Annotated in this window: 12 protein-coding genes and 1 pseudogene; 11 read left to right on the forward strand and 2 right to left on the reverse strand. The window is 73.4% G+C overall.

The annotated features are described in order from the left end of the window. Positions 1 to 182: 182 nt before the first annotated feature. Entirely contained in the window at positions 183 to 2,882 is a 2,700-nt protein-coding gene (locus FA582_RS00835) for a cell wall-binding repeat-containing protein (RefSeq protein ID WP_010145960.1), read from the reverse strand. Between the two features lie 427 nt (positions 2,883 to 3,309). Between FA582_RS00835 and FA582_RS00840 the strand changes: the two genes are divergently transcribed. The 11 genes and pseudogenes from FA582_RS00840 to FA582_RS00890 all read left to right on the forward strand — a co-directional run bounded on the left by FA582_RS00840 (position 3,310) and on the right by FA582_RS00890 (position 11,881). Next, positions 3,310 to 5,136, forward strand: a complete 1,827-nt coding sequence (locus FA582_RS00840) for a peptidoglycan-binding domain-containing protein (protein WP_010145959.1) — start codon at positions 3,310 to 3,312, stop codon at positions 5,134 to 5,136. A gap of 166 nt (positions 5,137 to 5,302) precedes the next feature. After that, on the forward strand, positions 5,303 to 6,190 hold the full coding sequence (locus tag FA582_RS00845) for a cell wall-binding repeat-containing protein (RefSeq protein WP_147899708.1): 888 nt from the start codon (positions 5,303 to 5,305) through the stop codon (positions 6,188 to 6,190). Continuing rightward, complete coding sequence (locus FA582_RS00850) at positions 6,145 to 6,774, forward strand: cell wall-binding repeat-containing protein (protein WP_147899709.1); 630 nt, start codon at positions 6,145 to 6,147, stop codon at positions 6,772 to 6,774. The genes FA582_RS00845 and FA582_RS00850 overlap by 46 nt, the downstream gene beginning before the upstream one ends. Positions 6,775 to 6,787: 13 nt before the next feature. Next, positions 6,788 to 7,504 carry a hypothetical protein gene (locus FA582_RS00855; RefSeq protein ID WP_010145957.1) on the forward strand — a complete coding sequence of 239 codons (717 nt, stop codon included), beginning with the start codon at positions 6,788 to 6,790 and terminating at the stop codon, positions 7,502 to 7,504. Between the two features lie 142 nt (positions 7,505 to 7,646). Beyond that, positions 7,647 to 8,072: pseudogene (locus tag FA582_RS00860) on the forward strand (MauE/DoxX family redox-associated membrane protein); the annotation flags it as partial. Continuing rightward, positions 8,069 to 8,647, forward strand: a complete 579-nt coding sequence (locus FA582_RS00865; protein WP_010145955.1) for a thioredoxin domain-containing protein — start codon at positions 8,069 to 8,071, stop codon at positions 8,645 to 8,647. The pseudogene FA582_RS00860 and the gene FA582_RS00865, both read left to right, overlap by 4 nt. Beyond that, positions 8,644 to 9,156, forward strand: coding sequence for a twin-arginine translocation signal domain-containing protein (locus FA582_RS00870; protein ID WP_010145954.1), 513 nt, complete (start codon positions 8,644 to 8,646; stop codon positions 9,154 to 9,156). Before FA582_RS00865 ends, FA582_RS00870 begins: the two co-directional genes overlap by 4 nt. Then, entirely contained in the window at positions 9,144 to 9,368 is a 225-nt protein-coding gene (locus FA582_RS00875; RefSeq protein WP_010145952.1) for a hypothetical protein, read from the forward strand. The genes FA582_RS00870 and FA582_RS00875 overlap by 13 nt, the downstream gene beginning before the upstream one ends. A gap of 24 nt (positions 9,369 to 9,392) precedes the next feature. Next, positions 9,393 to 9,953 carry a hypothetical protein gene (locus tag FA582_RS00880; protein WP_010145951.1) on the forward strand — a complete coding sequence of 187 codons (561 nt, stop codon included), beginning with the start codon at positions 9,393 to 9,395 and terminating at the stop codon, positions 9,951 to 9,953. A 9-nt stretch (positions 9,954 to 9,962) separates the two neighbouring features. Next, a complete protein-coding gene (locus FA582_RS00885) occupies positions 9,963 to 11,021 on the forward strand; it encodes an App1 family protein (RefSeq protein WP_010145950.1) in 1,059 nt (352 codons plus the stop codon). Next, on the forward strand, positions 11,021 to 11,881 hold the full coding sequence (locus FA582_RS00890) for an Fpg/Nei family DNA glycosylase (protein WP_010145949.1): 861 nt from the start codon (positions 11,021 to 11,023) through the stop codon (positions 11,879 to 11,881). Before FA582_RS00885 ends, FA582_RS00890 begins: the two co-directional genes overlap by 1 nt. A gap of 262 nt (positions 11,882 to 12,143) precedes the next feature. Here FA582_RS00890 and FA582_RS00895 read toward each other — a convergent pair whose 3' ends face one another. Then, the gene (locus tag FA582_RS00895; protein WP_010145948.1) at positions 12,144 to 12,968 is read right to left on the reverse strand and encodes an HAD family hydrolase; all 825 of its coding nucleotides are present in this window, start codon (positions 12,966 to 12,968) and stop codon (positions 12,144 to 12,146) included. Between the last annotated feature and the right edge of the window lie 31 nt (positions 12,969 to 12,999).

The raw sequence follows: 12,999 nt of genomic DNA on the forward strand, positions 1-12,999 counted from the left end.
TGGCTGTGGTGGTGAGGATGCCTGCGCGTGCACGGATCCTCCCCGCACCCCGCACCCCGCGCTCCCGGCACGCTCCGCACCAGGTATGCCGAAGGGCCGCCACCCGGATGGGTGGCGGCCCCTCGTGCGTTCAGACCGGGGTGCTCACCCGGCGCTGGTGGCGCCGGGTGTGACCGCGTGCCTCACAGACCGTCGACGCGGCTCTCCGGAGCGGTGAGGTCCGGGTTGGCGCGCAGGTAGTCCACCAGGTTGGCGAGATCCTCCGGGCCGCCGACGAGGTTGGTGCCCTCGGTGAAGGCGGTGAAGCTGTCGCCGCCCTGCTGGAGGAAGTTGAGGGTCGAGACCCGGTAGGTCTGATCCATCTCCAGCGCCACGCCGTCGAGCTGCATGTCGCTCACCTTGCTGCCCTCGGGCTGCTCGTCGTCCCACGTGTAGGTGAAGCCCTCGGAGACGCCGAGCGCGAGGTACTGACGGCCGCGGTCCGGGACGAACTGCTGCTCCAGGACCGCCTTGATGTCGGCACCGGTCATGTCGATCGACACGAGGATGTTGCCGAACGGCATGACGTCGTAGGCCTCCTGGTAGGTGACCTCACCGGGCGCCTCCTCGTTGCTGATCTCGTCGACGAGCAAGCTGTCGCGCACGCCACCGACGTTCATGAAGGAGATCTGTGCGCCACCCTCGTCGTCACCGTCGGTGCCGTAGAGGATGGAGTCGGCGATGAGGTCGGCCATCGGGGTCTCGATGCCGCGGTCGCCACCGGCGTCACCGGTGATGTCCTCGACGACGGTGCCGACGACCTCGCCGCCGAGCACCTCGCCACGGGCGACCCACTTGTCGACGGCGGCAGCCATCTCCGGGTCGTCGTCGATCGACTGGAGCACGAGGTTGTTGTCGGCGTAGGCCCGCTCGCGGATCACGTCACCGCTCTCGCGGGAGATGGTGAGCGCGGTCTCGGTCACCACCCGGCCGTACTGGTTGGCGCTGGTGACCAGGCGGTCGGCGCCGGACGGGTCGGGGATCGAGCAGACGTAGGGCTCGTGGGTGTGGCCGGTGACGACCGCGTCGATGGCGGGGTCGAGGTTCTCGGCGATCTCCACGACCGGGCCCGAGACGCCCTCGCACTCACGGTAGGTCCCGCTCTGGTAGCCGCCCTCGTGCAGCAGCACGACGATCGACTCCACGCCCTGCTCGCGCAGTTCGGCGGCCTGGGCGTTGGCGGTCTCGACCTCGTCGAGGAACTCGACGCTGGCCACGCCACCGGGGCTGACTAGGGTGGGGGTCTCCTCCAGGGTCATCCCGATGAAGCCCACGTCGACATCGTCGACGGTGCGGACCTCGGTCGCCGGCAGGACGGACTCGCCGGACTCCTTGTCCACGACGTTGGCGGCGAGCCACTGGAAGTCGGCGCCGTCGTAGGGCTCCTCCTCGAAGCAGCCGCGCTCGGGGTGGCAGCCGCCGTTCTGCATCCGCAGCAGCTCCTCGACACCCTCGTCGAACTCGTGGTTGCCGACACCGGAGATGTCCAGCCCCGCGATCTCGAGGGTCTCGACCGACGGCTCGTCCTGGAAGAGGCCGGAGACGAAGGTCGACCCGCCGATGAGGTCACCCGCGGCGACCGTCAGCGACTGCTCGTCGAAGGAGCGGGTGCGCAGCGCATCCAGCGTGGAGCTGAGGTTGACCGCGCCGCCGACGAGGTTCTGGTCGGGGTCCTGCTCCTCGTCGAGCGTGCCGTCCTCCTCCTCGATGTGCCCGTGGTAGTCGTTGAACGACAGCATCTGGACGACGAGCTCGTCGACCCAGAGCGGCAGCCAGGTGTTGAGCGGGGTGGCGACGCCGAGCTCGCTCAGCGCACCCTCCCCACCGAAGAGGACGACGCCCTGAGGAGAGAGGCGGTCGAGCGCGGCGACGGTCGGCTCGGGCACGCTGTCCGCGCGGCTGAGCAGCAGCGGACCACCGTGGTATGCCGCGAGGGCGCCGCCGGTGAGCGCGTCCGGGTAGTTCTCGCCGCTGGCGACGTAGGCCACCGAGTCGAACTCGTAGGAGGCGGCGAGGGCGACGGCCGTCTCGTAGCGGTTGGCGCCGAAGACCCGGGTCGTGTCGGGGACCAGGGCGGTGACCGACTCGACGACCTCGTCGGAGACGGCGCCGGAGCCACCGAGGACGACCACGGACTGCGGCTGCAGCGCCTCGATCGCGTCGGCGGTGCTGGGGCGCAGGGTGTCCGGGTCGGTGAGCAGCATCGGTGCGCCGTCGCGCCCGGCGCGGGCTCCACCCGTGAGGGCGTCCGGGAAGTCGGTGCCGGTCGCGAGGTAGAGGACGGGCAGGCCGGTCGGGAAGAGGGAGGCGATCTCCGCGGAGGTGTCGTAGCGGTTCTCCCCGGAGATCCGCACCACCTCGGCGCCGAAGCTCTCAAGCTCGGCCTCGACGTCCGCGGAGATGGCGACGGTGCCACCCACGATGATGATCTGGCTCGGGGCGAGGTCGGTGAGTGCGGACGCGGTCGCGCCGGGCAGGGCGTCCTGCTTGGTGAGCAGCATGGGCACCGGCAGGCCGGCGCCGTCGGCGTCCGGACGGGCCATGCCACCGGCGGCACCGGCGGAGGTGGAGGGCATCTGCGCGCTCAGCGCGTCGGGGAAGACCTCGCCGGAGGCGACGACTATGGTGTCGGTCGCGTCCGCGGGGAAGGCGCGGGCGATCTCGGCGGCGGTCTCGTAGCGGTCGGTGCCCGCGATGCGGTGCACCTGGGTCGGGTCCTCGATCTCGGGGGCTGTCGGCAGGCTGGGCGCGCTCGTCGCGGCGACCGCTCCGCCACCGACGAGGGCGACCGCTGCGCCGACGGCCACGAGACCACGACGTGCGGAGGGGGTTCGGGGGGACATGCGTTGAGTTCTCCTCGCGGGGGGATGTGCGTCGCGAACTCGTCACTGAGCCCGCCGGTAGCAACGTAGCCCATGGAGACCGTCCGTCACCCGACGAAAAGGTCACGGTCCGGTGAACGCGGGCGGTCGGCCAGCCGCGGCCAGTGGGGCACGTGTAACGTATGTGGTTGTTGGGGTTCGTGGGGAAGTGCGCAGTCACGAGTTGGCAAAGATTGGCAGACGGGGGTACCGCGCACGAGGGGGCCGACGTAGGCTTCCGACCAGCGTCGAGTCCTACCTGCGGGTGGCGTTCGGCGCTGCGCGGCGTGGACCACGACGCGACACAGACAAGTAAGAGTCTCGGCGCTCTCGCGCCCACGGATCAGTCAGGGGTTGGCAGGCGATGGTAGGCACTGGGGGACGGCGTCGGGGAGGGGCACGCCTGCTGGTGGCCTCGCTGCTCACGGGGACGTTGGCGTTGTCGACCTCGATGGCCCTGGCGGACGAGGAGACCCAGGTCGACCCCGCCGCGTCGGCGGCCGGCGACCAGTCCGGGGCAGCAGGCCAGTCCGGCGCCGCAGGTCAGGCCGACCCGGGCGCCGAGGGTGCCGACCCGGGCACCGGGGGTTCCGGGGAGGGCGCGGGTGCCGCCGTGGGCAGCACCCCCGCGCCCACCCCCGGAGGCGCCGGCTACTCCCACAGCGGCTCGCCGGCCGGGGCGGCGACCTTCGCCCCCTTGCCGCAGGACCCGGCCTACCCCGTCCCCGCGCCCCCCGAGAACGACGGGCTCCCGGTCGAGGTCGACGCCGACACGTCCTACCAGGACCAGCTCTCCTGCGACCCCGAGGACCGGCCGGGCGTCACCGCCTTCGCCCTGCTCCTCACCGACCACTACGGCCGCGAGGCCTGGTCGGGCGCCCGGCCGTGCATCGACTACATGAGCCAGCACCACGACGGCCGCGCGCTTGACTGGACGCTCAACGCCTTCGACCCGCACGAGCGTCGCATCGGCGACGCCGCGGTCGCCTGGCTGACTGAGAACGACGGCGAGATGATGCGCCGCTTCGGGATCGAGTACATCATCTGGAACGGCCTCGTCTTCATGAAGGACGACAACGAGTGGCGGCACTACGTCGGGCCCAGCCCGCACACCGACCACGTGCACCTCTCCTTCACCTGGGACGGCGCGATGATGCGGACCTCCTGGTGGACCGGCGTCGCGGTGACCGAGCCCGACCTCGGGCCGTGCGACACGGTCGCGCTGGAGTATGCCGCGCTGCACACCTTCCCGCGGTTCGAGGAGTGCCTCGAGCCCGCGCTCGCCGCCCCGCGGACCGACTTCGGCCGGGTGCGCCCGGGTGAGGCGGGAGCGGGAGTCTCGATGCTGCAGTCCGTCCTCGGCATCGAGGCCACGGGCGTGCTCGACCAGCAGACCCGGCGGGCGCTCGTCGAGTGGCAGACCGAGCACGACCTCCCGGCGACCGGTGTCGCGGACGCCCTGACCTACGCCGCCGCGCAGGGCTGGGACCTCGAGGAGGTCCCCGAGTCGGCCCGCGCCATCACGCCGGAGGACTGGCAGGTCTCCCGGTTCACGCCCTACAAGCGGCTGACGCTGACCGAGGGCGAGACCGGTGAGGCCGTCGTCGCCCTGCAGGAGGCCCTCGGGGCCGAGCCGGACGGCGACTTCGGGCCCCAGACCGCCGAGGCGCTCGCCGAGTGGGAGCAGACCATCCCGGTGCTCGCCGAGCAGGCCGAGCGTCGCGGTGACGAGCCGGCGGTCGTCACCCCCTTGACCTGGGTCTACCTCGAGCGCGCGGTCCACCCGACGATGGCGCTGCGCGACGTCGAACTCGCCGAGGGCAGCCGCGACATCGGCGCCGACCCGGACGGTGAGCTGGCCGCCCGAGCCGTGATCGAGGGCAGCGAGGACACCCCCTACTCCGGCGGCGCGGTCGCCGTGCTGCAGGAGCTGCTTGGCGTCGAGGTCGACGGCAGCTTCGGCCCGCTCACCGCCGAGGCGGTCCGGGCCGTGCAGGAGGGCGCGGACCTCGAGCCCACGGGCGAGGTCGACGGGTTCACCTGGGTGGCCGTCGAGGCCGAGGCGATCGAGGCGGAGCGGGTCTCCGCGGCTCCCGGTCTGGAGGCGCAGCGGATCCGCGAGGAGCAGGAGCGGGAGAAGCGCGCCACGCAGGAGCGCGAGGAGAAGGAGCGCGAGGCCGAGCTGGCGCGCCAGCAGGAGGAGCACGAGGCGGCGGTCGAGGACGCCGACCGCTGAGGCCCACCCTCCTGGTCCGCGGCGGATCCGCTGCATCGTCTCCCGAGCCGCGGGGCAACGTCGGACACCGGCCATCGCGTCATACGGTGGACAGGTCCAGGTCGAGGAGAAGGGGCACGCGATGAGGGCAGCACGCCGTAGGCGCACACTGACGACCTCCGGGCTGATGGTCGCGGGGCTCGCGCTGGCCGGCCTGACCACGACCTCCACCGCACAGGGCGACGGCACGGACGAGTCGGACGCCGGACAGCTGCAGGCGGCCACGGCGACCGCGGTGGACTGGTCCGGGCTGGGCCAGGCGCCGTGCCCGGAGGGCATGACCCGCCGGGTGAGCGTCGGCGCCTACAGCATGGACTCCGCGATCCCGCAGTCCCGCTTCACCAACGGCTGGGGCCTGGTCTCCTCGCGCGACGGCTCGGCCGCCCGGGCCGTGGTCTCCTCCAGCGATCCCAGCGACCACTTCTTCCTGCCCTACCTCGAGGTCTCGGTCGACCGCCGCACGATGCTCGGCCTCTCGACACGCGGCACCCAGGGCAACTCCGCCTACACCCGCGCGCAGGTCAACTCCGTCGACCTGCGGGTCTACGCCGACGACTCCTGGGACGGCCGGGTCTACGACGTGACGGCGGCGACGGACGACGAGGGCGGCGACCTCGGCACGTGGTTCGAGCATCGCAGCCAGTCCGGCGCGACCACCCGATGGGACATCGACAACGTGCAGGTCTACACCTGCCGCAGCGCCCCGGTCTCCCGCATCTCCGGGTCCGACCGGTATGCCTCCGCCGCCCGGATCGCGGCGACCTACCCGGCCGGGGTGCCGGTCGCCTACCTCGCCACGGGGGAGAACTTCCCGGATGCCATCGGGGCCTCGGCCCTCGCCGCCCACCGTGGTGCCCCGGTGCTGCTGACCCGCTCGACCAGCCTGCCCGGCGACACCGCGGCCCAGCTGGACCGCCTCGCGCCGCAGCGCCTCGTCGTGCTCGGCGGGACGGGGGCGGTGAGCTCGGCGTGGCCCGCGAGGCCGGCGCCTACGCCGGGTCCACGAGCCGGGTGACCGGCGCGACCCGCTACGACGTCTCGGCGGCCCTCGCCGCGGCATACTCCCCGGGTCGTCCGGTGCTCTACGTCGCGAGCGGCGCGAACTTCCCCGACGCCCTCGCCATCGGCGCCCGCGCGGGCGACCAGGGCGTCCCCGTCCTGCTCACCCCGCAGTCCGGGCTGCACCCGGCGGTGGAGGAGCAGATCGCCCGCCTCGACCCGGGGCGGATCGTCGTCGTCGGCGGCCCGGTCGCCGTCTCCGACACCGTCGTCGACCAGTTGCGGCGGCACACCTCCGGCTCGGTCACGCGCATCACCGGCAGCAACAGGTATGCCGTCGCCTCGGCCATCGCCCGGCAGTTCGACGCCGAGCCCTCGCGGGTCTACGTCGCGACCGGCACCGCGTTCCCGGACGCCCTCGTGGGCGCGGCCCGGGCGGGCAGCCAGGGGGTGCCGGTCGTCCTCACCCGGCAGGACCAGCTGGTGAGCGACGCGCGGACGGCGCTGAGCGCCCTGGACCCGTTGCGCGGCGTGCTGCTCGGCGGGCAGGGCGCGTTGAGCTCCGTCGTCATGGACCAGGTCGGCGCACGGGTCGGCTGAGGAGAGGGACATCATGGAGACCACCCACCGCCTGCTCTCGGGCGATGCTGTGCGCGTCGACGTGCCGGACGCCACCGCCCTTCCCGGGGGCACCTCGCTGGCCGTGCTGGCGCTGGACGGCGCCGGTCAGCTGGAGGTCACCTCCGGCGTGGAGGCGGACCTCGCGTTCTACCTCGAGGTGACCGGCACGACCCTGGACCGCGAGGTCGGGCTGCGCGAGGGCCGCACGCTGCGCTACGGCCGGTTCGGGGGTGACCCGCAGCAAGGTGTCGGCTGGGCCGTCGCCGTCGAGGGGCATCAGGTCTACGGCCACACCGTGCCGACGATGGACGTCGAGACCCTCGCCGGCTACCTCGCCGACATCGACGTGCAGGCCGACCCGCTCGGCCCGGTCCTCACCCCGGCGGGCCGGACCAGCTGGTCGCCCTACCGCACGCAGACCCTGGCCCAGGTCGTCGAGCTCGCGCCCGCCCCGGCCGTCGAGGGCACCGGCCCGATGGGCTACCTCCTCGACATCCGTCGGGCCCGCACCGGGCAGCTGCAGGCCGGCCGCTCCGCGGGCGCTCAGGTGCGCGGCGGCCTGCTGGCCCGGTCCTCTGGCGAGGAGCGCCACCCGTATGCCGTGCTGGAGAGCGCCGACTTCGTCACCTACGGCATGCCGGGCAGCGAGGAGATCGTCGACACCGTCATCTCCTCGATGGCCCAGGTGAGCGTGGAGCTGGTCCGGTGAGCGTGCTCACCGCCGCGACGGCACTGGCCGTGGGGCTCGTGCTCCTCGCGTCGGGCGCCGAGCACGTGCGGGCACCCCGGTCGACCCGCGCCGCGCTGCGGGCCCACGGCGTCCTGCCGGTCCCCACCACCGCGCGCTCGCCCTCCTCCTCGGGCCGACGGAGGTCGTGCTGGCGCTCGCCCTGCTGGCGGGCGGTGTCGGCCTGCTGGCGCCCCTCCCCACCCGGGTGGCCGCCCTCGGTGCCGTGCTCCTGTGCCTCGGCTTCACGGCATACCTCCTGCTCGCGCTGCGGCGCACCACCGGGGCCGACGTGCCCTGCGGCTGCGGCCTCGGGACGACACCGTTGACCCACTGGAGCGTCGTGCGCGCGGGCCTGCTCGCCGCGTTCGCCGTCACGGCGCTCGCGCTGCCCTCGGGACCCTGGTCCTCGACCTCCGGGGCGCCGGTCTGGGCCCAGGGCGTCGTGGCTGCCTGCGCCGGTCTCGCGCTGGCCGTGGCCACCGCCGCGCTGCCCGCCGCCCGCGCCGTCCCCGCGCGGCTGACCACGCTGGCGGGGGTGGCCCGATGACCTTCACCGCCTCGGCCCTCGTGCTCGCCTTCGTCGCCATCGCCCTGCTGGCCCTCGGCCTCGCCGGGCTGCTGCGCCAGGTCAGCCTGCTGACCCAGCAGCTCGAGGGGGGAGCGGCGGCGGGCTCGGCCCCGGGCGCCACCGGTGCCCGCACCACCCGCGAGCTCGTGGGGTTCCGGGTCCCCGACGACCTGGCCGCGGACCTCCTCGACCCGGCCGCGCGGCATACCCTCCTCGCCTTCGTCTCACCCGGCTGCAGCTCCTGCGCCCTCACCCTGCGGGCCCTGGCGGCCGACCCCTCGGTCCGCGACGGTTCCACCGCCCTGGCGCTGGTCTCGGCCGGCTCCTGCGAGCCCGGCCTGCTCGACGCGCAGGGTGCCGACCGGCTCACCTGCGTCCCGCAGGGCCGCGCCGTCATGGACCGGCTGGCCGTGCCGGCGACGCCCTACCTCGCGCTCGTCGACGCGCGCGGCACCCTCCGGGCGGCCCTGCTGCCCGAGGAGGACACCGACCTCTCCGGCTGGCTCCGCCAGTCCCGCACGCCACTGTCGATCAGGGAGGACAGCCCGTCATGATGCGCTTCGAGGATCTTCCGGAGGCCGACACGGGGCGCCTGCGCGACCGGCTGCGCGAGCGCCCGAGCCGACGCGGCTTCCTCACCCGGGTGCTCGGCGCGGGCACCGCCGTCGGGGTCGGGTCCCTGGCGCTGATCAACAAGGGCAGCGGCCGCGCCAAGGCGCAGGCCGCCTACTTCCTCGACTACACCGACACCTCGACCGGGCCGTGCGCGACCTACGCGCGCGACCACACCGAGAACGGCATACCGTGCGGTCCCTCGCCGATGTGCACCGACCGGGCCTGCTGCTGGAAGTACCGCTCGGGCGCCGGCAACGTCGTGGCGTGGCACAAGAACGGCCCGGGGGCCGACCGCTACTACACCCACCGCCCGGACGACTGCTGGAACGGCGTCTACGACTCCTGGAACTGGAAGTTCAGCGACGGCCGCACCTACCGGTGCTCCGACGGCTGGACCTGCTCGGGCTCCGGCTCCTGCCTGGCCACGATCTGCCCATGGGCGATCTAGAGGATCCCGACCTCCCGGTCGTCTCCGACGCCGCGACCGGGATCTCGACCCGTCGCCGGTGGGCGGCGGACCCGCTCCCGCTGCTGCTGCTCCTCGGCGGGGTCGGCGTGCTGCTCAGCGCGGCGCTGCTGCCGGCCGGAGGCCCGGTCTGGGTCGTCCCCGCCCTCTTCGCGGTGACCGTCGCCGGGCTGGCGCTCTCCGGCTCCACCTGAGGCGTCAACAGCGCGTGGGCGCTGGTGGCCTCGGTCCGGGGCCGACATCTCCAACTCCCCCTGTGGGGGGCCTTCGCTGTCGGGACGACGCTCGGCGGTGCCACGACCGGGCTGGCGCTCGGCGTGCTGTCGGGCCTGATCAGCCCGGTCCCGGAGACGGTGCGCCTGGCGCTGCTCGTCGTGGTGGTCCTCGCGCTCGTCGTGCTCGACCTCGCCTCGCCCGCGCTGCCGCTGCCGCAGCGGGCCACGCTCATCCCGCAGGAGGTCTTCGGCCGGGGTATGGCGCGCGGCGGCTTCCGCTTCGGGCTGGAGTACGGCTGCGGCTGGCGGACCCTCGTGCCCTCGGCCGCGTCCTACCTCGCGGCGGCCTTCGTGCTGCTCGTCGTGCCCCCGTGGTGGTCGGCGGTCCTCCTGGGCGCGGCCTTCGGCTTCTCCCGGTCGTGGGCGGTGCTGGTGTGGATCCTGCTGGGTGCGCCGGGGTGGCAGACCTTCCTCGCCCGCCACTCGCGGCTGCTCGAGCGCTCCGGCAGCGTGCTCGCCGGGGTGCTGCTGCTCGCAGCGGCCTGGTCGCGCCTCGGCGGCTAGGGTGTGCGCATGGCGCGTCCCCACATCGCCGCCCTGCTCGAAGACTCCGTCCGACGACGGCTGGACTCCCGCCTGCGTCGGCGCGGCTGGCACGAGCGGCTGTTCGGTTACACCGGCTACGGCACTCCCACGCGGGCCCGGATCTTCGCCCGGGTGCTGCTGTCCCGGCACGAGCCGGAGGAGTCCCGCACCGCGCTGACCCATGCGCAGGAGTCGCTGCTCGACATCGCGCAGCGGGGCTGGCGGCTCTTCCTCACCGCCCCGGCGGTCGATGTCGGGGTGCACGTCCGGCTGGGGGAGGCCGAGGTGACCGCGCGCACCGACCGGGGCGGCTACGTCGACGTCGAGATCGAGGGTCACGGCCTGGAGCCAGGGTGGCAGGAGGCGCACCTCGACCTCGGCAACGGGGACTCCCTCACCGTCTCGGTGCTCGTCGTCGACCCGGCCGTCGGCGTCGGCCTGGTGAGCGACATCGACGACACGGTGATGGTCACCCACCTGCCGCGTATCTTCATCGCCGGGTGGAACACCTTCGTGCGCTCCGAGCAGGTTCGCCAGGCCGTGCCGGGGATGAGCGCGATGTACCGCGCCCTGCTGTCCGAGGCGCACGGCATGCCGGTCTTCTACCTCTCGACCGGCGCCTGGAACACCGCTCCGGCCCTCACCCGCTTCCTGCGCCGCCACGACTACCCCGTGGGGCCGATGCTGCTCACCGACTGGGGGCCGACCAACACCGGCTGGTTCCGGTCCGGTCAGGAGCACAAGGAGGCCGAGCTGAGGCGGCTGCGGGAGGACTTCCCGGGGATGCGCTGGATCCTCGTCGGCGACGACGGGCAGCACGACCCGGTGATCTACGGCGAGTTCGCCCAGGAGCACCCCGAGTCCGTCGAGGCCATCTGCCTGCGTGAGCTGACCCCGGCCGAGCAGGTCCTCTCCAGCGGTCTCCCGGTGGCCACCGATGAGCTGCTCGGCAAACGGGTGCAGGTGCCGATGCTCAAGGCGTCCAACGGTTTCGGGCTCCACCAGCTGCTCGTGGGGGCCCGCACCCGGTCGGGGGAGGAGGGCTGATGCCCGAGCTGCCCGAGGTGCAGGCCCTCACCGACTTCCTGTCCGAGCGGGTGACGGGGCGGGTCGTCACCGATGTCGAGCTGGGCTCCATCGCCGTCCTCAAGACCTTCGACCCGCCGCCGAGCGCCCTGGTCGGCGCCCCGGTCGACGGGGTGTCGAGGCACGGCAAGTTCGTCGATGTCGACGTCGACGGCACGCATCTGGTCTTCCACCTCGCCCGGGCCGGCTGGCTGCGCTGGTATGACGAGGTGCCCGGCACGATGATCCGGCCCGGCAAGAGCCCGATCGCCTTGCGGGTGCGCCTCGACGACGGCGCCGGCTTCGACCTCACGGAGGCGGGGACCAAGAAGGGTCTGGCGGCCTATGTCGTCCGCGACTCCGCCGACGTGGCGGGGGTGGCCTCGCTCGGCCCCGACCCGCTCGCCGACGACTTCGACGAGGCCGCCTTCGCGGCGCTGCTCGCCGGGCGGCGCACCCAGATCAAGGGGGTGCTGCGCGACCAGTCGGTCATCGCCGGGGTGGGCAACGCCTACTCCGACGAGATCCTCCACGCGGCGCGGCTCTCGCCCTTCGCCCTCGCGGCGGGGCTGAGCGAGGAGCAGGTGGCCGTGCTCTACCAGGCGCTGCGCACGACGCTGGAGGCGGCGGTGATGGCGGCCGAGGGCAAGCCTGCGGCGCAGCTCAAGGACGCCAAGCGGGCGGGGATGAATGTCCACGGCCGCACCGGCGAGGCGTGCCCGGTGTGCGGTGACACCGTGCACGAGGTCGCCTTCGCCGACTCCTCGCTGCAGTACTGCCCCACCTGTCAGACCGGCGGCAAGCCGCTGGCCGACCGCCGCATGTCCCGCCTGCTGCGCTGAGCCCCTGGGTCGCCGGCACCGTGGGTTGCCGACAGCGGGGAGGATCGGTACACGGGCAGGCATCCTCGCCGCTGTGGCCGGCTCTCCTGGGGAGGATCGGTGCACGGGCAGGCATCCTCGCCGCTGTGGGCGGCTTTCCTGGGGAGGATCGGTGCACGGGCAGGCATCCTCACCGTCGTGACGCCGTCGGCGCCCTCGCCGCGGCCCGGTATGCCGGAGCAGGGCCGCGAGGTGGCCCCTGGGTCGCCCTGCGGCCTACACCTCACCTCGGTGGGGCGAACACCTGCGCCTGCCAGCCGAACTCCCGCGCCGCATCGACGTTGCCGACGCGGTCGTCGGTGAAGTGCACCTCCGCCCGACCGACCGGCCGCCCGAGGCGCCGCTCGATCTCGGCGTGCGCCACGGCATACGCCTCGGGTGCCGGCTTGGCGAAGCCCAGCACGTGGGAGTTGAGCAGCATCGGCACGAGGTGCCCCAGGCCGATCTGCTCCAGCTCGTGCGGCACGCGGTCGGTGCCGTTGGTGAAGACGAACGTCGGGGTGCCGCGGCCCGCGATCTCTTCGAGCAGCTCGACGGTCGACGCGATGGGGGTTCCCCGGTCGCGCTCCCAGCGCTCCATCGCCCTCGTCACCAGTGGCTCGGCGTGACCGAGCTCGAGCAGTCGCGCCCGCAGGTCTGCGACCCACCCGGCATACGTGCCGTCGCCGATGACCATGGCCCGTGCTGACGGAAGGTCGAACGCCACGTCGAGGAAACCCAGGTGGTCCAGCCCCAGCTCGCGTTCGCTGCGGGAGCGTGCGCCCTCGGCGTCGAAGGCCCGCAGCACCCCGTCCAGGTCCAGCACGGCCACCCCGGCCCGCCGCAGGAAGGCGGCCAGTCGCCACGGGGGCGGAGGCACCTCCTTGGCCACGACGACGTCCGCCCGCGCGATCGACACGTCACCCTGGCGGCTCCGGACGACGACGTCGACGTCGGTGGAGCAGACGAGCTCGCCCACCGTGTCGGTCGCCCGCTCGCCGCCCTCGATGAGGTGCCGCACGACGACCCGGGTGCCGATGCAAAGGGGTGCGGGACGGGGCGTCGACATGGTCGCGACCCTAGCTCGCGAGGGTTTTCTG

The organism is Serinicoccus profundi (assembly GCF_008001015.1).
Taxonomy (GTDB): domain Bacteria; phylum Actinomycetota; class Actinomycetes; order Actinomycetales; family Dermatophilaceae; genus Ornithinicoccus; species Ornithinicoccus profundi.